Below are 19,768 nucleotides of genomic sequence, written 5' to 3'. Positions count from 1 at the left end.
ATGGCCGAAAACAGCCCTTTCTATCCCACTTAGAAAAGGCATTAAGATAGTAAGCGCGTTGGCCATTATTCTTGGCCAACGCAATCCAATCTATGCCTGTCCGACCTCCCCCACCGCCAACGTCTGCCACAACCGCTTACGCTTACCCGCCAGTTGAAACGCCTCCACACTCTCACAGTGCCTAACAGCCTCATTTAACCCCACTGCCCTGAGCAACACCTCCTGCCGCTTAACCCTCTGCCTGGCAGTTACCATCCAAATGCTATGACTCATCTTCTCCGGAAGGATCCGGGCGGCCTGCATCAGCAAAGCCGCGGCCTGGCGTTTGGGCAGTTGATCGAGCAGTAAACCGCAGGCTTTATGCCACTCGCTTTGAGGGGAGTAGCGCAGGGCGGCAAGAATGGCCTGGTCACTGCACCCACCGCATCCAGGTACCTCACCTGCTAGAGCAGTCACACTGAGCGGCTGGAAACCAGGGTTATCGTGACGGTAAAGGAGAGTGAGCAGACATAGAAGCCTCAGAAATTGGTGACGTGAAGTAAACGGGCAGAAAGGATCAAACAAACAGGAATGGTGAGGAGTCAGCAGCGCCGAATAATGTTACAAGGGCTAGTCAGTCTTGGATGTCTGGGCTATAGCCTAATGGTAAGACGCACATACACCTCTCAAATGGAACCAGGAGGATCGCATGAAAAAATGGATTATGATGGCGGCCGCAAATTGGCTGCGTAAGCCAGAAAATCAGCAGAAATCTAAATCGGCATGGAACGCGTTTCGAGATCGCAAACCTTCGGAACAGACACCACAATCCCAGCCCACGTCGCGCAATACCACTGAGCGCCGACCTAGCGAGCACCCTGATAGGCAGCCTTAACCCCTACTGCCCAGGCGGTGCCAACCTAGATGCGGCGAAAAAATGAAACCTAGATACGCAAAAGCCCCACCGGGTAACCGGCAGGGCTTCAAAAAGTGATGGCTAATCTCGCAACTAGCGCATACCAAATGAAACACTGCCTCAACCACGACACTTAGGCAAATAATTTTTTACAAAGATCTTTCGATGCAAGCAGTGGCGAATCTGAGTTTACCAATACGTCGAATTGATCTTATATTGAGTTAACTGATAGTCTGTTACCGATCCCAAAGTAGACGTAAAGACAAAGGCCTTATGCACGCCTATCAGGCATATGCAGCTTGCACGATGTTTGGTCTTATATTGCCGAAAAATATTATATTACCAGCCATTTCAATTAGTTAATACTTGGATTTCACGCTAGATAACATGTTTTATCATGCTGGCACGTTCATCCTGTATAACAGCGCTCCACCTACTCATTGTTAGCAAAAGATATTAAAGGAAAATAAGATATGAAAGTAGTAACTGAAGAGCATGAAAGAGTCAAACATGGTGAATCCAAAGCAGGAATCGTAATGCACAACTTTTTAACTTCTTTTGATGAGACTTTCAATAAATCTAGCCATACCTTATTCTCTGACTTCTTCAAAAAAAATGAGGATGTATCAAAATGGATGATCTTTAGCGACTACGTATTAAACGACAGAAACAAGCCAAATGATGTAATCACATTTTCTATAATTCCATACTCAGAGGATTTTAAAAGGCTTGGAGAAAAAATAAATGATTTATCTTTTAAGGATATTAAAAATTTATCAAGAGTAAATACAGAGTTTTTAGAGTTTATCAACGAAAGTGAGATTTTGAATATATCCATACTCTTAGATAAAAATATGGTATTGGATCCAATTAATGAGCGTGAGGCACTAAAGACATGTTACAAAACGGCGATTAATCAAGTAAATTACTGGATAAAAAATGAGAGTAAAAACGAAAATTATTCACGTATAAAAAAAGCTTACAACGTCATGCTCCAAGAGGTTTCAAAGCAAGGAGTAAATTTAAGAAATATAAGAAACATTGAAATAGTGTCGAATTTTATTGCATATATAACATTTCAGGTTTGCCTTTTATTAAAGGTGGATATTATTGGTTGGTTTTCGGATAGAGATTCTATGCTAACCCATAAGGCCGGAAGATTCTCTATACCAGTAATCTTTGACTTAGCATATAATTTATTTCATACTCTGATGTTATCAAAAGATAAAGATTACGTCGAGAACTTTGTTTTTGGACTGCCTGAACAGACAGGTGATCTATGGTATGAATCATTCAATAGAATACCAGATTTAATTGCTGCAACGCTTGCAGACTATGACTATGAAAACAACATTTCTAGCCATAGCAAGTTTTTTCCCGTAATTGAGAATATCATTACCAATAAAGAAAAGAATTTAATATATAAGATTTCCACTTTGGAAAATGGCTTTGAAGCTGCATATTTAACTTTTACTCGACAGGAAGCCAAGATGCCGTTGTCGGAATGTGATTTCGCTGCACTCTGTTGGCATCCTTTATCATTGGCTTTAATAAGATCTTACTCAAAGTTCGCTCCTTGGCCGAAAAGCAGCACCTAATGCACACTTCGCCAATACATTAACATATTTACAAAAAGAACATATACCCGCTAACAATGTGATTAACAGGACAATAACACCGCTCCGCTGCCGCCAAATACCACTAGCTTTAAATAAAAGGAACTTACATGAGAGAGCCAGACCTGAGAAAGAAGTACTTAGAATCGAAGCTAGGCGATTTAGCTGCCTATGCCGGCATGATTGGTAGTGAGTTCTCTTCAAAGCTTGATCGTTTGTCTCAAATCATCGGAACATCTCATTAGCTAAGTGTAGGAGAGTATAAAGAGTCGCCACTAAAAAGTTGTTTGAGTAATTTTCTGCCAAAAAGGTACTTTGTCGGGACAGGATTTATCGTTTTCATTAATGATAATCATGATCTAAAAGGTCTACACCCAAATAATACTGAATTTCTAAACCTGAAAAGCCACTCAACATCGCACCAACTAGATATTGTCATTTATGATAATACTAACTATGCGCCTATATTTAGAGATGGTGATTTTGTAGTCTTAAGACCCGAATCCGTCAGATCGATTATTGAAGTAAAAGGTTTTTTAAGCGACTCAAATGTAAGTGAATGCGCAACTAAATTTATTTCGCTTGGTCGGCTTTGGAAAGAATATTCGGATCGCTATGACTTATACGAGAGCTATTTCGACGAAGGTAGAAAGCTTCATAAGCCGGGCTTATTCATTATGGGATGGAATGTCGCCGTAGACAAAAATGAAAAACCGCGATGCACAGGTAAATCCTTGCGAAGGAAAATAGTTTCGACATATCGTAAAGAATTCTCGAAGGATGAACAAATTGATCAAAAAATACCGATGATTAATACCGCGTGTATTTATGACGACTGTGTCGTATCTGCGATTACTTATATCGATGAAGACGAAGTTGGCCATGGATACATTACTATGAGGGGCCGCTTTGTAAGGTATGATGAAAAAGGAAGCCCATTTTTAGATAGAGACTGTACCGTTTGGAGCTTGCTATCTTCAATTTACGTACATTTGGATTCTCCTTTCAATCCGGACTATGTATATTTTGATCAAAGTATGACGCTTTCCGTTCTGCCTCATGAGCATTGCGGTACAACGGATCTACTTACTGGGAAGGATAAGAATGATTAGGCTTAACAAGGTGCAGTAGTTCGCGACCAATGGTCGCCTCTGTGCTTCGTGTTATATCAGTGTCGCCTAAAAGACAGCGCCTTACCAAAAGCAGTCCTTAATGCACTACTTTGCTAGGGCATCGAGGTAGTAAGTGCGTTTACCATTATTTTTTGGCCAACGCAATTCAATCTATGTCTCCCCTACCTCACCCACCGCCAACACCTGCCACAGCCGCTTACGCGCACGCTTACCCGCCACCTGCAACGCCTCCACACTCTCAAAATGCCTAACGCCCTCATTCAGCCCCAGCGCCCTAAGCAACACCTCCTGCCGCTCAACCATCTGCCTGGCAGTCACCATCCAAATGCTATGGCCCATCTTCTCCGGACGGATGCGGGCGGCCTGCATCAGCATCGCTGCAGCCTGGCGTTTGGGTAGCTGATCCAACAACCAACCACAGGTCTTATGCCATTGGCTTTGAGGGTGGTAGCGCAACGCAGCTAGCATGGCCTGGTCACTACGCCCACCGCCTCCAGGTATCTCTCCCGCCAGGGCCGTCACACTGAACGGCTGGAAACCAGGGTTATCGTGACGGTAATCCAGCTGCAGTTCCAGCATGGTGTCTATGATGCGTGATACTGCAGCATCACGCGCTCGTTCATCACTCTTCGCAGCCTCTACGACACGCCAGGGGTTTGCTACCCGCTTCCAATCATCAAACTGCATCTGGCTCCCCTTCTGCTGTGTCATTACCCCTTCCTCCACTCGGTACCACTCTCCAGCGCCAGCCGCTTACCACCTATTTGCGTTCGGGGCCAACTGGCGTATTCCCTGAGCACTTCCTTGGCCTCCTCAAGCCCTAGCGCCAGCACCGCGCAATAACCTTCGTACTCGCTGTCTTCCAGCCACTCGAATTGGCTATCGGCTAACGGCGCATCCTTGGGCGGGGTGGCCTTGAATTCCAGGTACAGGCCAAACCAGCCTCCGCGGGCCTGACGCACGGGAAGATCGCTCACGCCTGCCTTTACACCCTGGCGCTTGAGGTCGATCGCGGTTTTCTTATTGCGGTGGCCACCGTTGGGCACATGGAAGGTGGCGTCGAACAACTCGCCTACCGGATGGCCGCGCATCTTCTCGCCATACAGCCAACGGATCAGAACGGTTTGCTCCTGCCCTTCCCAATCAACGGGCTTTGCCCGGGGCGCGCCGCTTTTGGTCAGCGCTCGAGGACGGCGTAGCTTTTTGGCCGTGGTTTGCTGGCGCCAGCTCATGCCAACACCTCCCGGGCATTGATCAACGTCAACCGGCCCGTATTAAAGGCACCGGTGTCGATATAGAACACATTGCCCAGCCAAGTAGGCTGCTCAACAATGGTGTGCCCGACCACTACAGCATCGATGCCGACCACTGGCGCCGTGTCCCTACGCTTTATACGAGTCCGGCCCCATATCATTTCCACTTTGCCTGCATCATCCGCCATCTCAACCTGCGACCAGTCCGCAGGCGGCTCGGCATGAACGATGCCAACCTGCTGCCCCAAAACATCTATCTGGCGGGCGTAAGGCAGATACTTCAGCGCCTCACGAAGAATTTGCCGGACTTCGATCATATTCTCAGTGATCGCCCAAGTGCCACCGTTGATCATCCAAAGGTCTTCCGCGTCTCCACCATGCTCAAGCGCATTAATGGCCAACATCTCGTGATTGCCACGCACGCCAAAAAACCAAGACTCAAAGGCTAGCGACAAGCACTCGAAAGAATCCATACCCCGGTCGATCAAGTCACCCACACAAAACAACCGATCCTTTGACTTATCGAAGTCAACGCGCGCCATGGACTCAAGCAGCAGGTCGTACTGCCCATGAATGTCACCAACGATAAAATCTCTTCCATCCATGTTCTGGCCGTGCTTTTGAATCAAGCTCATAGCCCTAGCTCCTGATCGAGTTCCCAATCCACAAAACGATGATAAATCACCTTCCAAACCCTTCCGCCTTCACGCCATCCCTCCAGCGATCTGATCGAGCATTCGTTGCTGGCGCTCCCAGCGTTGGTAATCAGCCACTATCCGCTCCAGCATGGCACGCGCCGTATCGTTATGATCCAGCTCGGCGCGTCTTTGGATGCGACACGAATGACGGATGAAATCAGCGCAATCCTCCAGGCTGTGGGTACCATCGGGCAATTGCTGATATTCAAGCGCCTTTGCCTGACGGCGACGGCAATCGAGGTACAAACCGAATCGCACGTTTTGGTACAGCGCCTGCTGCCCACCTTTCTCGGTCATAGAGCACCTCCGGCCACAAACATTAGGCGGTTTTTTAAAACCAGTCCTAAACTAGAAATGACCACTCCCTCCTTAACATTCTGTAACGGAGAGAAACAATGAAATTTCAAAAGAGATGCCAAGCAGGAGAATGGGATCCTCCGGGCCAAATCCCATGTGTTCCACCGATAAGGATTCCCAGACCAGAACCTCGTTTTCCTGATGATCCAGACTTTCCTGAAGACGAAGTCTGCATACGCTCCTAGTAGGGATTTAATGACATGAAAGATGTAAGCCTTCCCAGTATTCCTGAAAGGCACGACCCAATGTCGTTCGAGGAGGCTATTGATGGCACCTGTTACATGGTTAGGTATATGCAACTACAGCAAAGGCTTTTTAGCAGGATGGCCAACGTGTTCACGTTCACCAGTCTTTTTGGCGGTAGTGCTGCTTTTGCAGGAGTCATCACTGAGCACACGGTTTTGACCGCTACCAGTGGTGTCATTGTTGCAGTAAGTACCATGCTGGATTTTGTAATAGATCCCAAAAAGCACGCAGCTCAATGTCGCAAGGCAAGGAGACGCTTTCAGAAGCTCTACATGAAGAAAGCGGCTTACAGCTTTGAAGAATACGAATGTGAAACGTGCAGGATCGCTTTGATCGACTTCCCCGATATAGAAGGCCTTCGTAGGCCTGCTTTTAACGATACCTGTGTGCAGCTCGGGCGCACAAAAGGAGTGGTTGTTCTCAACAAGTGGGAACGCTTATTGAAGCTGATCACTTAGAGCTTGATTTAAAACGAACATTACCCTCCATCGCTTGGGGAGCATTGCATTACTTCCCATGTGATATTGGTGAATAGGCGGAGCCTTTATCATAGCAATTCCCAGAAATAGAAAGCCCAGCCTCAGGCCAAAGAAGAATTGAGCAAAGTCACCCAATATCGCTATATTGGTGGCTTCTAAACTAGGGATGATAAGGGGAAAGCGTTGGACAAGGCCGCCTACCACAAGCGCTGGGATCAGCTCGAGCAGATGCAGCGGGAATACAGCAATCTGCCAGAGTCGGGCGTCGAAAACCTCGAAGCACTGCACAAAATGCTGGTTAACACTTTCCGAGAGTTTGTCGTTGCTTGTTATTGCGACCACTGGCGTGACGCCTACCAGGGCGCTGCGTTCCCCCTCGGCTCTGATCGAGATGTACTAATAGCCCGCGCCATCAAAGCTCACCACTGGACACCGGGGATTGCCACCAGCCTCTCCAGCTACGACCTTGCCCTTTCTCTCATTGATGAGCTGGCGACATTCACACTGACAGAAATGGCCGTTCACGTGTCGTATATGAACCTGCAGGCACTGCCCAAGGCGGATTACCAAGCACTCATTCAACCGCATGAATGACAGTTGATCTGCATCAGTCCCTCGGACGCTTGCTCGGGAATAGAAAGCCACGCCAGTGCCCGTTACAGTGGTAATTGCCGCACCACCCACCCATAGAAAAACATCGACATATGCTGATCAACGGCAACTCTCGGGTCATTGATTAGCTCCACCTCTTCAAAATACCAAAGCCTAGACATTGGTCTTAATCCCATTGATTCGTTTTCAAATAGAGAATAGCTTTAGAAATGTTGACGTCAACATAAAGGATTTCAGTCCACTCGGCATGTGCCTTGGAGATGAATCAGGGACGAGTAAGCACAAAAGTTGATCCTGCTCATCAGATACACCTCGGGATCATTCACAAGCCACTCCAGAAACCAAACGGCCTCGTCAATCGAGGAACCTGAATATAGGAGATTATAAGATGACCAATGAACTCACTGGAAAAGTTGCTGCCGTTACTGGCGCAGCATCAGGTATCGGGCTTGCCACTACCAAGGCCATGATTGACGCTGGTGCCAAAGTGGTCATGATTGATAGAGATGAGGCTGCGCTGAAAACCATCTGTGAAGAACTTGGCGAAGCTGCATTTCCCCTAGTTATTGACCTACTTGACCCACAGGACTGCGACACTCTCCTCTCACAAATCTTAGAGAAGGCAGGACAGTTAGATATCTTTTATGCTAATGCGGGTAGTTATATCGGCGGCGATTTGATCGACACCTCCCCTGCCGCCATCGACAGAATGCTGAACCTCAATGTTAATGTGGTGATTAAAAATGTCCATAACGTCTTACCCTACATGATCGAACGTCGCACGGGCGATATTATGGTGACAAGCTCCGTTGCGGGGCACTTTCCGGTTCCCTGGGAGCCAGTCTATGCTTCCTCCAAGTGGGCCATCAATAGCTTCGTTCAGACTACTCGTCGTCAGATCAACAAGCACGGTATCCGCATGGCGTCGGTGTCTCCCGGGCCTGTAAATAGTGCATTGCTCGCCGATTGGCCAGAAGAAAATCTACGCAAGGCAAAAGAATCCGGCAGCATTATCGAACCAACGGATGTATCTGATGCGATTATGTTCATGCTTACTCGCCCCCGAAATGTAACCATCCGAGATATGGTTGTTTTGCCTAGCAACTTTGATATGTAGGAAGTATTCAATCCAGCAACTATTAAGGTGTTTCTTTAGCTTAATCAGATCAACCAGCCTTACAACCTCTTACAGTTTTGAATAAACACTTCGCATGAACGCTTTGATCATTTGTAAAATCCTAGAGGAATAGACATTGGTCGTATGACCGTTGACCAACCTCTAAAGGGCACATAGTCTTCAAATTGTTGACGTTAACATTAAGAGCTTTGTCAACATTGAAAAACCTTTAAGAGAAACAATAACAATCACGGAGTTAACAATGAAAATTAATAAGATCACCGCAAATTTTCGCAAAACGGCTCTTGTCGCCGCCTGCGCAGCCGCCTTTGTAGCAGGAACCGCAGCAGCCGATGAGCATACTCTGACAATCGGCATGTCCTTCCAGGAGCTCAACAACGAGTATTTTGTGACCATGCAGGAGGCACTCGAGACCGCCGCAGAGAGCCTGGGGGCTGAGGTGATTGTCACCGATGCACGCCACGATGTCTCCAAGCAGGTCAGCGACGTAGAGGACATGATCCAACGTGGCATCGATATCCTGCTGCTCAACCCTGCCGACTCCGTCGGGGTTGAAACGGCGGTGTTGTCTGCCCGAGAAGCAGGCGTCACCACGGTCGCGATCGATGCCCAGGCAGAGGGCCCAGTGGATGGCTTCGTGGGTTCCAAGAACTATGACGCCGGCTACTTAGCCTGCGAATACCTCGCCCAACAACTCGATGGTGAAGGTCAGGTAGCCCTACTGGATGGCATTCCGGTTGTGCCGATCCTGCAACGTATTGAAGGCTGCTCCGACGCGCTTAATGAGTACGATGGCATCGAGATCGTAACCAAACAGAATGGCCGTCAGGAGCGTACCCATGCGATGACAGTCACCGAGAACATCATCCAGGCAAACCCGGATCTAAATGGTCTCTTCAGCGTCAACGATATCGGCGCGCTGGGCGCTCTGATAGCCATTGAGGCCAGTGGTCAGGACATCAAGCTGGTCAGCGTCGACGGTCATCCCGAGGCAGTAGCGGAGATCCAGAAGGCTGATTCCTCGTTCATTGCCACCTCAGCGCAATATCCCGCAGACATGGTGCGTGTAGGGCTCGGCCTGGCGCTGGCTAAGCACTGGGGTGCAGAAACTGCGCCCGCGGAAATTCCCATCGACGTACAACTGATCGACCGCGACAAGGCCGCTGACTTTAGCTGGTAACCCCTCCCACCGACGATGATGACGTGTGCTGCCCCCGACGGGCAGCGCACGAGGGTATCCCTATGACTCCATTACTTTCCCTGAGACACATCTCGAAGTCATTTCCCGGGGTGAGGGCCCTCACGGATGTATCGCTCGATGTCCATGCTGGCGAGGTGCATGCCCTGCTTGGCGAAAACGGGGCCGGCAAGTCGACTCTGATGAAAATTCTCTGCGGCATCTACCGACAAGATGAAGGTGAGATCAACATCAATGGCGAGGTATGCAATTTCCATGGCTACCAAGACGCCCTCAACGCGGGCATCGGTATCATCTTCCAGGAATTCAGCCTGATCCCCGACCTGGACGCCGTGGATAATATCTTCCTTGGGCGTGAATTGCGTAACAGGTTCGGGCTGCGAGACCGGCGCAGCATGATCGCCGAGGCGCAGCACCTGCTAGACCGCCTCAAGGTCTCGATCCCCTTAGACCGCCCCATCGCCGACTTGAGTGTCGCCGACCAGCAGTTCATCGAGATCGCCAAGGCCCTGTCACTGAAAGCGCGCATCCTGATCCTCGACGAGCCGACAGCAACCCTCACGCCTAGCGAAGCAGATCACCTGTTCACCATCATGCGAAAACTGCGCGAGCAACAGGTCGGCATGGTATTCATATCACACCACATGGAAGAGATATTCACCATCTGTGATCGTGTCACCGTGATGCGTGACGGTGAGAAGGTCGACGACTGCGACGTCGTCTCGACTACCCCCGACGACCTAATCGAGAAAATGGTCGGCCGCCGTGTTGAGAACCTTTATCCCGAACAGCGTAGCGATGCCGATTATAACGATGTGGTACTAGACATTGAATCCCTGCGCCTTGATGTCAATGGCCCCGAACACTCATTGAAGCTCTACCGCGGCGAGATCCTGGGCTTTGCTGGCTTAGTGGGGTCGGGCCGCACAGAACTGGCTATGGGGCTGATCGGTGCGACGCGCCCCGTGCATGCCAAAATCCTTATGGAGGGCAAGCCAACTAAACTCCTACACCCCGCCACCGCCCTGAAGCAGGGGATCGGCCTCCTACCGGAAAGCCGAAAGATCCAGGGATTGATCCTGCCGTTCTCGTGTCGCGAAAACATCACCCTGAACAATCTGACACAATTTCAGAGTGCTTTGCCACTGATCAAGCGCCGCCAAGAGTCCAGTACTGCCGCCGATCTGATGAAGGCAGTCCGCGTCAAGGCTCCCAGCCCCGAAACCCCAGTGGGCAATCTCAGCGGCGGCAACCAGCAGAAGGTTGTTATCGCCCGCTGGCTGGGCCACCAGTGTAAGGTGCTGATCTTCGATGAGCCCACCCGCGGCATTGACGTCGGCGCCAAGTCAGAGATCTACGCCTTAATGAAAGAGCTCACTGCCCGAGGCGTGTCGATCATCATGATTTCGTCCGAACTCCCGGAAATTCTTGGCCTATGCGATCGCGCAGCGGTCTTCTACCAGGGACAGATCGCCGCCGAACTACAAGGCAACGATCTCAATTCACAATCCATCATGCATCACGCCACGGGGGGACTCAGCTCATGAGCCAGCTCGACTCAATACCCGGCAACACCCACCAGCCCCTCAAGATGCGGCTGGCCAGTTGGCGCCGTACTCCAATCTTCTACCCGCTGATCGGTTTCATCGTCGTTTTCATTGCCATGTCGACCATCAACGACAACTTTCTAACCATAAGCAACCAAGCCAATCTGGTGCGTCAGACCTCGATCATCGCCATCATAGCTGTGGGGATGAGCCTAGCTATTCTCACCGGCGGCATCGACCTCTCCGTGGGCCCGGTAATGGCCTTGTCGGGAACGGTAATGGCTGGGCTGATGGTGGCGGGGGTTCCTCCGTCGCTAGCCATCCTGCTAGGCGTATTGGTAGGTGCAGGTTTCGGAGCTTTCAATGGTTTTTTTGTTGCTTTTGCCGGCATGCCACCCATCATCGTCACCTTGGCCACCATGGGGATTGCCCGCGGGCTTGGCTTGATATACACCGGAGGCTACCCAATTTCCGGCCTCCCCCCGGAATTTGCCTTCTTTGGTCGTGGCAGTTTGGCCGGCATCGAAACCCCGATACTGATCATGATCAGCGTCTACGCACTCGGCTTTTTGCTGCTCCACCATACTGCGATCGGACGCTACCTGTATGCTATTGGCGGCAATGAGGAGGCGACTCGGCTATCCGGTATCCGAGTGTCCCGCTACAAGTTGCTGGTCTACACCCTGAGTGGCACGACTGCGGCCATTGCCGGGTTGATCTTGACCTCTCGGTTGATGAGCGGCCAACCCAACGCCGGGATCGGCTTCGAGCTCGACGCCATCGCCGCCGTAGTACTGGGCGGCGCCGCTATCACTGGTGGGCGAGGAATGATTCTAGGCACACTGGTAGGCGCCATGCTGCTTGGCGTGCTCAACAACGGCCTTAACCTGATGGGGGTATCGCCCTACCTCCAAAACGTCATCAAGGGCCTGATTATCCTGTTGGCGATCTATATTAGCCGCAAGCGGACTCCCTGAGACCCTGCTCATGCCGATCATGCATCGGCTAAATGCCAATCACAAATCGAGCGAGTGACGCCACATCATGAACTTCGAACTCCACAACCAACGTATCCTCGTTACGGGAGCGACCAGCGGCATCGGCCTCGATATCGCGCGGTCTCTGGCTGAACTCGGTGCCGAACTGGTGCTGTTTGGTCGCAACCGGGATCAGCTAGCCACACTCGAGAAAGAGTTGGGGGCACGCACCCTGGCCGTCGACATCACCGATGAAGCCGCAGTTGTCGCGGCCTTCGCCGAGATGCCCGTCCTCGATGGCCTGGTCAATTGTGCCGGTATCTCGATCCTCGACGATGTCTTGGATTTCAAGGCGAAGGATATCGAGAACATTATGAACACGAACGTCACTGCCAGTGCCGTGGTGACACGGGAAGCGGCTCGCCACATGATCGCGCACGGCCGTCAGGGCAGCATTGTCAACGTCTCAAGCCAAGCATCCATGGCCGCTCTGCCCGGCCACCTAGGCTATTGCGCGTCTAAAGCAGCCATGGATGCCATGACTCGTGTGCTGTGCCTCGAGCTGGGTTCCAAAGGCATCCGCGTCAACAGTGTCAACCCGACGGTGACCCTGACCCCCATGGCCGAACGTGCCTGGGCCGATCCCGCCAAGCGCAACCCGATGCTGGCCGCCATTCCCCTAGGGCGCTTTGCCACTCCCAGGGAAGTCGCCCTTCCGGTTGCCTTCCTTCTCAGCCCGGCCGCGTCGATGATCAGCGGAGCCTGCCTGCCGGTCGATGGTGGCTTCACGTCTCACTAGCCCCTTGTGTTAAAAGGAACCTGACATGCATATCGGTGTGGACTGTGGTGCTCAGAGCCTATTGACGAGAACTCCAAACCCGACCGCATCGCTGCCTATGACCAGGCTTATGCCCATTACTGTCAGGCCTTGGCCAATCATTACGGCTGAACACCCATCCCTATGCCTTACATAACCGACCACTTATTCTAGGAAGATACTTCATGACCCAACGACTCGACGCCCTTCGTCAGCACTCCATGGTGGTCGCAGACACCGGCGACCTTGACGCCATCAAACGCTATCAACCCCATGATGCCACCACCAATCCCTCGCTAATCCTCAAGGCTTTCGATCTGCCGGCCTACCAAGCACTGATCGATCAGGAACTCGCGGCGGTCAAGTCCGAGGATAACGGCCGGCGAGAAGCGCATGCCGTAGATCGCCTTGCCGTGGCCATGGGTAGCGAGATCGCCAAGCTGGTGCCCGGCCGTGTTTCCACCGAGGTAGCCGCCAAGCTGTCCTTCGACACCCAGGCCAGCATACGCAAGGCCCATGAGCTGATCGAGCTCTACGAGCAACGCGGCGTGTCCAAGGATCGAGTGCTGATCAAGCTGGCATCAACCTGGGAAGGCATCTGCGCCGCCGAGGTGCTGGAGAAAGAGGGCATCAACTGCAACCTGACGCTGCTGTTCAGCGACGCCCAGGCCAAAGCTTGTTTCGATGCTGGTGTTTTCCTCGTCTCACCGTTCGTCGGCCGTGTCACTGACTGGTACAAAAAGGAGACTGGCCAGGATTTTCCCCCCGAGAACGACCCTGGAGTGCAATTCGTACGCGGCGTCTGCGAACGGGTCAGCCAGGGCGGCTTCGACACCGTGGTGATGGGCGCGAGCTTTCGCACTGTCGACCAGGTGCTGGCACTCGCCGGCTGTCCCCGACTAACCATCTCACCTACGCTGCTTGAGGAACTCGCTACCGCAACGGGCGCGGTGGAACCCAAGGTGTTAATGACACGCAACGGTGGCCCCCGTCCTACCCCACTCTCAGAGTCCGCCTTCCGTTGGGATCACAACAAGGATGCCATGGCCAATGACAAACTGGCCGAGGGGATACGGCGCTTCGCCGATGATCAGGAACGCCTGGAGGAACTGATCGCCGACCGTTTGGCGACTCTCTAAGCTCGTAACCTGAACTGCAACTAGCCGCCGATTGGGAATCCTTACGCCAAGTCCGGCCAACCCGCTATGGGCCAACCGCGACCGCTTCGTGCTCTCCGAGGGTATGATGCAAGACGAAAGCTGATGACTATCAGTTACCGCCGGAGGATATAAGTGTGGCGGAGATCACGACCTCACGACTGGCGGCCATGGGATCCTCAATCTGTTCAAAGAGTATGCGAAATGCCTCGTGCCCTAATCGGTAGGTGTCATGCGCAGCACAAGGCACTGACACCTCGAAGATATCAGCATAAGGCAAACGGTCAACACCCAATACCATCACATCGTCCCGAGACACACGTGCATCATGCAGGGCACGCATGGCGCCCAAAGTAATCAGCTGATTGAACCCAAACACGGCTTCGGGGAGTTTTCCCTGACGTAGGTAATCGGCCATATCGCGATAGGCCGGTTGCAAGGTGTAGTCTCCGGGGCGCTGCTCCACCACTAAGGAGACGCCCGCCACGTCAAAGGCTGTCTTCAGGCCGATCAGCCGGTCTTGGGTGATCCGCGAGTCACGCGGCCCCGTCAACGCAAGCACCCGGCGGATGTCCTTCTTCACAAGCAGTTCACCAAGCAGACTTCCGGCAAGATGGTTGTCCAGTACCACACGGCTGAAGTCGGATACATTCAAGGTACGATCTAGCATAACCACTGGTAAGCGGGTAGCACGCAAGCGATCAAGGTAAGCGGGGCGATAGGCGGCAGCGTCGGAGACGGGCGAAAGGATGATGCCGGCTACCTGATAGCTGAGCAGGGTTTCGATCGCCACTTCCTCGCGCTGCGGCGAGCCATCTGTATCAATCAGAATGATGGTGTAGTCACGCTCCTCAGCCGCACGAGAAACTGCCTTGATCACCTCGCTATAAAAGGGATTATCCACGCTTGCCGTGACCAAGCCAATCAGTCGGTTCTTACGACTCCGAAGATGGCTCGCAAAAGCATTAGGGACATACCCCAGTTCCTTCGCAGCGGCGAGGATCTTCTCCCGAGTCGCTACTTTCACCTTGTCAGGATTATTCAAGGCACGCGACACCGTCATATTGGTCATGCCCACATGTTCGGCGATGTCGGTGATAGTAACCTTGTGGCGACTTACCATACTTTACTCTGTTGTGAATTTTGTCGTTTTGATATGCCCTCTCGCTGTACCCAACGAAGTAGCACCAGCGTCGTAAGGATACTACGCAAGGTCTGCTCACGAAAATGGAGATGATTTATGGATATAACCTACCGACAGGGATCCGAACCCTGGATAGGCTATTAACCTATGCCGGTTTTCAACACACCGAGGCTATGCTGCCACTTAATCTAACCAACTGATAATTTAATGTTTATCCGTTTGGTGCAACGTGACTCAATGGCATAAAAGGCACATTTCGCTCGCGCTTGTGGCGATGTCGTCAGGCGAACAAATCGACCTTGACGACCCAACGCGTAGATTTATTCATCCTATGCTCCCTTCCGTAATGGGATCAGCCAGTGGTGCTGCTCGCTTGCTGCCACGCATGCAGCAGGCCCAGCGAATAAACCCCACGATCAAATAACGTTAGAGAATAGTCAGGCGCACTGGCCATCAGGTCTGTCGTCAACTCCATTTGACACACCATCCGCACGGCCAAACAAAAGAACGCCTAGCAGCCGCTGCCGAGCTAAATGAGCCCGAGTGGATAGGCGCGGATCGAGCTCAAGAGCCGGAAACGGTCACCATAAGCCGCGCTGAATACGACCAGCTGCTAGCCGATCAAGCCAAGCTGCGCGCCCTGGAAGCCATGGGCGTCGATAACTGGTCTGGCTATAGCGATGCCATGGAGCAATTGGCCGCTTAAGTGTTTCCTTGTTTAATACTGTTTTATTGAGGCAATTCGCATGCAAGCAGTAAATTAAGCTATTCTTAGCCCTCCCCCTTTTACATAACTGGAGAGAAATATGCTACGGAAGAGCCTAATTGCCACACTGCTGGTAACAGCTTCGCTGCCTGCTTGGGCTTTTGAATTGAAGCCAGGTCTATGGGAACAGACCATTGAAAGCAATGCTCTTGGTGGTGAGACGCCGCAGGAAATGACCGATCAGCAATGTATTACAGAAGAGGAAGCTAAAAACCCTGAAGCGGCATTTCGCAATGACTTCAGTGAGGCTGGATTTACTGATATTGAGTTCACGCAGAGCGGCAACACAGTTCATGCTTCTGCGTCTAACTCATACGGTGATCAAGATGTTGAGATTAATATCACCATTACGCAGCATAGCGAAGAGCACACTACCTCCAAGACCGAGCTGATTAGTAGCGAAACAATTACAACGACCCAAGAAAACCATTGGATTTCAGAAGACTGCTAACGCAGCATTATCGTTTAATTCGCGCTGAAGAAAGGCCATCCATTGAGGTGGCCTTTTTAATGCCTGCAATTCACACCCATCCACTCTAAGAGTACTCCCATGTCACACCCAACCGATGTGATCAAGTTCCTAGAGGACTTGGACGGCGGCGTATTGGCTGAACGCCTGGGTAAAGTCCTTAGCCATGCAGCAGCGTCGGCAACGGACAACCCGAAAAAGAAAGCCAAAGTGTCGATTGGCCTGACAGTCGAGAACATTGGCTCAGGTGCCCGGGTCGGCGTTACTCATAAGCTTGCCTTCAAGATTCCGACCGAACACGGCACACAGTCGGAAGAACACACCACCGAAACGGTCATGTGCGTGAACACCGGTGGAGAAATGACGCTGGAACCCAAAAACCAGCTCGACATGATCGGCCACCCACACCGCGATAAAGACCCGTACCAGGAGAAACACTAATGTTTTTGACCAAAGAAGCCCTGCAGCACACATTGAAGCTAGCCATAAAACCGGTACCGAAGCCGCCGAAGGTCACGCGCTGATCGTCGGCGTGGTGGATATGGAGAAGTACCAAGACCAGCGCCGCCGCTTTCGCGGGCAATTCAAAACAAAGGGGCTGAAAGACTTTATTGCCTATGTGGCGGGTCGCCAGAGTGAAGCCCCTGTATTCATCGACCGCGACGCCATGGCGGCATGCTCTTATATGGATATCGGCATTACTGAGCGCCCTGGCCACTGCGATCATTCCGCTATTTTGAACCTGCCCAAAACACCAGAGTTCACTGCCTACCTAAATGCCGAAGGCAGCACCTTCGACCAGGAGGAAATGGTCGAGCTGGTAGAAGATTGGGGCCACCTGCTGGCGTTTGAAAACAGCAAAGGCGAAGCGCTGGAGCGTAGCAAGGTGATTCATGCCTTCCGCAAAGTCAGCCTAGAAGATCTCACCAACATTGAGAGCGAATAGCAGGAGCATTCCAGCCGTGTTGGCGTCATGAACAGCGTCACCGTAAAGAACGCCGAACGCTTGCCTGCCATTATCTACTGGAAGCTAACTCCCTACGAGGGCTTAACAGAGCGCACGCTGGCAATGCGCGTATCCAGCAAGACCAAAGGCGGGCCATCGTTTGGATTACGCGCTATCGCGTTGGACGCAGCCAAAGAAGAGGTCGCCGCCGAGTTCGCCAAGCTGGTGACAGACGGCTTACCTGAGAGCGAATGCTTGCTTGGCACCTTCCAGCCCTAACAGCAGTACCCAACCATAGAGGACCTTCGGGCCCTTTTCATTTGGAGGTCACATGGCCCGAGGAATTAACAAAGTCATTTTGATTGGCAACCTGGGCCAAGACCCAGAAGTACTCTTCACCCAGGGCGGTACCGCTGTCGCCAATCTCAACATTGCTACCAGTGACAGCTGGCTAGACCGCAATAGCGGCCAGCGACAAGAGCGCACTGAGTGGCATCGCGTCATCTTATTCAAAAAAACAGCAGAAATTGCCCAGCAGTACCTACGCAAAGGCTCAAAGGTCTATATCGAAGGTCGACTGCAAACCCGTAAATGGCAAGATCAGAACGGTCAGGATCGCTATAGCACCGAGATTGTCGCTAACGACATGCAAATGCTGGATGGCTGCACCGGTGATTATCAAGGCGGCCAGCAAGGCGGCTACCCCCAGCAAAACCAGAATTCACAGCAGAATCGCCCACCCCAAACCCAGCAGAACGCCCCGCAAAATAACTACGGCGCTCCTGATCCAGGCAACTTCAACGACTTTGACGACGAGATACCGTTCTGAAGCCGACCGGTCGGTATATTTCAAATCTGAAATATTTCTCACAAAAAGTCCAAAAATATCCACCAAATGTCCATTAAAATTTACAGACATTAGCTAGTGTTAATGTTTGCACTAGAGATAATTGGCAGGCGCATCAACTGGATGCGCGTAGAAGCGCGACATGCAGCGTGCTGTTCGCTGGACTATGCGTCTCATCAACTTATGAGGCGATATATGCCAGTACTAAGAAACCAAAACGTTCACGCAATGATGTCCAAGCCGATGACGTTTACTCCCGTTAATAACGAAAAAGCTAAAGGGAGCGAGCCAACTGTTAGCAAGCTGCTTAATCAAATCGCTAATTCACAACGGACAATGAGCGTCGCTGACCGTCAGAAGCTGTACACAGGATGGATAAACGACAAGGAGATCTCAGCGTACATTAATGACAATCCAGCGCTGCAGGAGGCATTAGAGAAAGATGATGCGTGGCTGAAGGCCCTAGAAGAGGCAAAGAACGGAAAATTAAGAATAACAGCACGCTCTAACCTTTCGACAGCGCTCAATAACCTCAATAAGTTCACCCAAGTAAACGGCCAATCTGTTTCCAATGGTGGATCAGGGACTTATACAAGCAATGGCACCATCCACTTCGACCTCAATCCGTTGAAAAAGCCGGGGTCTAGCGGATCTATCATAGTCAATCTCAACGGCTCCGTTAGCGTTAGAGCTTAGAGACACAAATTAAACAGGAGGAGGCCACCCAAGCGGTGGCCTTTTTCATATCTGACGCCCCAGCGATGTTTTTTTATTGGGAGAGAATGATACAGAGCTATAAAGATTCACTGCCCCGCCCAGGCAGCCCCAACGCTCTTTGGGCCAAGCATGGCTACACGGTAGAGCGGCAGCCTCGCCTCTTGGGTAGGTCAACAATACGCACGATACGCCACCCGGCGGGAGAGGTTGTTCTGCATGACGTCAGTCTCTCCGAGGAGTTTGCGTGGATTTGAGTTCATTTGCAGGCTGATAAAACCGGCTCGTCTATCGTGGGCCCGAGCGCAGACAGATACATAATTACTGGAGAGTCACATGGAACGAAATGCTGAATGCTTGGAGCAGATTATCGACAAGCTTGCTGACCGAAACGAAGAGCTTGAAAAAGAAAAGCTGGAGCGTCTGAACGATTACGATGAAAGGCTAGTGAATTGAATCGCTGATTTGAATAACGAACCAGAGAAGAGAATATGCGCCTGCTATTGGCCCCTGCCAGAAACGCAGTGTTAATTTTTCCCACCGATCCACCGATAAGTAGACCGCCAAATGGCGGTTTTTTTGTGCCCACAGGCCCTACCTGGGCCTCGCTGTCCACCAAGGGAGACGCCATCATGGACCTGTTATTAACGCTAGGTGAGATAGAAACCCTGACTGGCCGCAAGCGAACCAAGGAGCAATGCGCCGCGCTTGATGCCATGGGGTGCGCTGGAAGGTCAACGCTAGCGGCGCGCTGATCGT

The 19,768-nt window shown here is 51.4% G+C and carries 22 protein-coding genes and 3 pseudogenes; 18 read left to right on the top strand and 7 right to left on the bottom strand.

Annotated elements, in window-relative coordinates:
- Positions 1 to 90: 90 nt before the first annotated feature.
- Complete coding sequence (locus tag HZS52_RS16625; protein WP_190373193.1) at positions 91 to 456, bottom strand: hypothetical protein; 366 nt, start codon at positions 454 to 456, stop codon at positions 91 to 93.
- 232 nt (positions 457 to 688) lie between these two features.
- Here HZS52_RS16625 and HZS52_RS16620 point away from each other — a divergent pair, with 232 nt between their 5' ends.
- From HZS52_RS16620 to HZS52_RS16610, 3 genes and pseudogenes are all read left to right on the top strand, one after another.
- A complete protein-coding gene (locus HZS52_RS16620; protein WP_190373192.1) occupies positions 689 to 874 on the top strand; it encodes a hypothetical protein in 186 nt (61 codons plus the stop codon).
- Positions 875 to 1,368: 494 nt separating this feature from the next.
- The gene (locus HZS52_RS16615; RefSeq protein ID WP_190373191.1) at positions 1,369 to 2,493 is read left to right on the top strand and encodes a hypothetical protein; all 1,125 of its coding nucleotides are present in this window, start codon (positions 1,369 to 1,371) and stop codon (positions 2,491 to 2,493) included.
- Between the two features lie 284 nt (positions 2,494 to 2,777).
- Positions 2,778 to 3,623: pseudogene (locus HZS52_RS16610) on the top strand (DUF6602 domain-containing protein); the annotation flags it as partial.
- A gap of 171 nt (positions 3,624 to 3,794) precedes the next feature.
- Here HZS52_RS16610 and HZS52_RS16605 read toward each other — a convergent pair.
- The 4 genes from HZS52_RS16605 to HZS52_RS16590 all read right to left on the bottom strand — a co-directional run bounded on the left by HZS52_RS16605 (position 3,795) and on the right by HZS52_RS16590 (position 5,892).
- On the bottom strand, positions 3,795 to 4,355 hold the full coding sequence (locus HZS52_RS16605) for a hypothetical protein (RefSeq protein WP_190373189.1): 561 nt from the start codon (positions 4,353 to 4,355) through the stop codon (positions 3,795 to 3,797).
- Positions 4,355 to 4,876, bottom strand: a complete 522-nt coding sequence (locus HZS52_RS16600; protein ID WP_223827945.1) for a VRR-NUC domain-containing protein — start codon at positions 4,874 to 4,876, stop codon at positions 4,355 to 4,357. The genes HZS52_RS16605 and HZS52_RS16600 overlap by 1 nt, the downstream gene beginning before the upstream one ends.
- Positions 4,873 to 5,532, bottom strand: coding sequence for a metallophosphoesterase (locus HZS52_RS16595; protein ID WP_223827944.1), 660 nt, complete (start codon positions 5,530 to 5,532; stop codon positions 4,873 to 4,875). The genes HZS52_RS16600 and HZS52_RS16595 overlap by 4 nt, the downstream gene beginning before the upstream one ends.
- 69 nt (positions 5,533 to 5,601) lie before the next feature.
- Complete coding sequence (locus HZS52_RS16590) at positions 5,602 to 5,892, bottom strand: hypothetical protein (protein ID WP_190373187.1); 291 nt, start codon at positions 5,890 to 5,892, stop codon at positions 5,602 to 5,604.
- 260 nt (positions 5,893 to 6,152) lie between these two features.
- Between HZS52_RS16590 and HZS52_RS16585 the strand changes: the two genes are divergently transcribed.
- The 8 genes from HZS52_RS16585 (at position 6,153) to tal (ending at position 14,105) form a co-directional block, all read left to right on the top strand.
- Positions 6,153 to 6,656, top strand: a complete 504-nt coding sequence (locus tag HZS52_RS16585) for a hypothetical protein (protein ID WP_141441081.1) — start codon at positions 6,153 to 6,155, stop codon at positions 6,654 to 6,656.
- Between the two features lie 204 nt (positions 6,657 to 6,860).
- On the top strand, positions 6,861 to 7,271 hold the full coding sequence (locus HZS52_RS16580; RefSeq protein WP_138801686.1) for a hypothetical protein: 411 nt from the start codon (positions 6,861 to 6,863) through the stop codon (positions 7,269 to 7,271).
- 406 nt (positions 7,272 to 7,677) lie between these two features.
- Positions 7,678 to 8,406: an SDR family oxidoreductase gene (locus tag HZS52_RS16575; RefSeq protein WP_190373186.1), complete on the top strand. Its 729-nt coding sequence runs from the start codon at positions 7,678 to 7,680 to the stop codon at positions 8,404 to 8,406.
- 262 nt (positions 8,407 to 8,668) lie between these two features.
- Positions 8,669 to 9,607, top strand: coding sequence for an ABC transporter substrate-binding protein (locus HZS52_RS16570; RefSeq protein WP_190373185.1), 939 nt, complete (start codon positions 8,669 to 8,671; stop codon positions 9,605 to 9,607).
- A 62-nt stretch (positions 9,608 to 9,669) separates the two neighbouring features.
- Positions 9,670 to 11,172 carry a sugar ABC transporter ATP-binding protein gene (locus tag HZS52_RS16565; protein WP_027959477.1) on the top strand — a complete coding sequence of 501 codons (1,503 nt, stop codon included), beginning with the start codon at positions 9,670 to 9,672 and terminating at the stop codon, positions 11,170 to 11,172.
- Positions 11,169 to 12,149, top strand: a complete 981-nt coding sequence (locus HZS52_RS16560) for an ABC transporter permease (RefSeq protein WP_190373184.1) — start codon at positions 11,169 to 11,171, stop codon at positions 12,147 to 12,149. Before HZS52_RS16565 ends, HZS52_RS16560 begins: the two co-directional genes overlap by 4 nt.
- Positions 12,150 to 12,216: 67 nt before the next feature.
- A complete protein-coding gene (locus HZS52_RS16555) occupies positions 12,217 to 12,948 on the top strand; it encodes an SDR family oxidoreductase (RefSeq protein ID WP_190373183.1) in 732 nt (243 codons plus the stop codon).
- 203 nt (positions 12,949 to 13,151) lie between these two features.
- Positions 13,152 to 14,105: a transaldolase gene (gene tal / locus HZS52_RS16550; RefSeq protein ID WP_190373182.1), complete on the top strand. Its 954-nt coding sequence runs from the start codon at positions 13,152 to 13,154 to the stop codon at positions 14,103 to 14,105.
- A gap of 130 nt (positions 14,106 to 14,235) precedes the next feature.
- On the opposite strand, the gene HZS52_RS16545 is transcribed toward tal, so the two are convergent.
- Together HZS52_RS16545 and HZS52_RS24460 are read right to left on the bottom strand one after the other, a co-directional pair.
- Entirely contained in the window at positions 14,236 to 15,246 is a 1,011-nt protein-coding gene (locus tag HZS52_RS16545) for a LacI family DNA-binding transcriptional regulator (protein ID WP_190373181.1), read from the bottom strand.
- Positions 15,247 to 15,521: 275 nt separating this feature from the next.
- A pseudogene (locus HZS52_RS24460) lies at positions 15,522 to 15,712 on the bottom strand (IS4 family transposase); the annotation flags it as partial.
- A gap of 30 nt (positions 15,713 to 15,742) precedes the next feature.
- On the opposite strand from HZS52_RS24460, the gene HZS52_RS16540 reads away from it, so the two are divergent.
- From HZS52_RS16540 to HZS52_RS16510, 7 genes and pseudogenes are all read left to right on the top strand, one after another.
- On the top strand, positions 15,743 to 15,973 hold the full coding sequence (locus tag HZS52_RS16540) for a hypothetical protein (RefSeq protein WP_190374970.1): 231 nt from the start codon (positions 15,743 to 15,745) through the stop codon (positions 15,971 to 15,973).
- A 100-nt stretch (positions 15,974 to 16,073) separates the two neighbouring features.
- Positions 16,074 to 16,484 (top strand): DUF3617 domain-containing protein, encoded by a 411-nt coding sequence (locus tag HZS52_RS16535; protein ID WP_190373180.1) that lies wholly within the window; start codon positions 16,074 to 16,076, stop codon positions 16,482 to 16,484.
- A gap of 99 nt (positions 16,485 to 16,583) precedes the next feature.
- Entirely contained in the window at positions 16,584 to 16,943 is a 360-nt protein-coding gene (locus HZS52_RS16530) for a hypothetical protein (protein WP_190373179.1), read from the top strand.
- 100 nt (positions 16,944 to 17,043) lie between these two features.
- Positions 17,044 to 17,727, top strand: a pseudogene (locus HZS52_RS16525) (DUF2303 family protein).
- Between the two features lie 52 nt (positions 17,728 to 17,779).
- Complete coding sequence (ssb, locus tag HZS52_RS16520) at positions 17,780 to 18,277, top strand: single-stranded DNA-binding protein (RefSeq protein WP_190373178.1); 498 nt, start codon at positions 17,780 to 17,782, stop codon at positions 18,275 to 18,277.
- Between the two features lie 213 nt (positions 18,278 to 18,490).
- Positions 18,491 to 18,991, top strand: coding sequence for a hypothetical protein (locus tag HZS52_RS16515; RefSeq protein WP_190373177.1), 501 nt, complete (start codon positions 18,491 to 18,493; stop codon positions 18,989 to 18,991).
- 650 nt (positions 18,992 to 19,641) lie between these two features.
- The gene (locus HZS52_RS16510; RefSeq protein WP_190373176.1) at positions 19,642 to 19,764 is read left to right on the top strand and encodes a DUF4224 domain-containing protein; all 123 of its coding nucleotides are present in this window, start codon (positions 19,642 to 19,644) and stop codon (positions 19,762 to 19,764) included.
- Positions 19,765 to 19,768: the final 4 nt, after the last annotated feature.

The sequence above is a fragment of the Vreelandella titanicae genome (assembly GCF_014697095.1).
GTDB lineage: Bacteria > Pseudomonadota > Gammaproteobacteria > Pseudomonadales > Halomonadaceae > Vreelandella > Vreelandella titanicae.
Note: the sequence above shows the minus strand (reverse complement) of the source record. Positions and strands in the feature narration are given on the sequence as shown.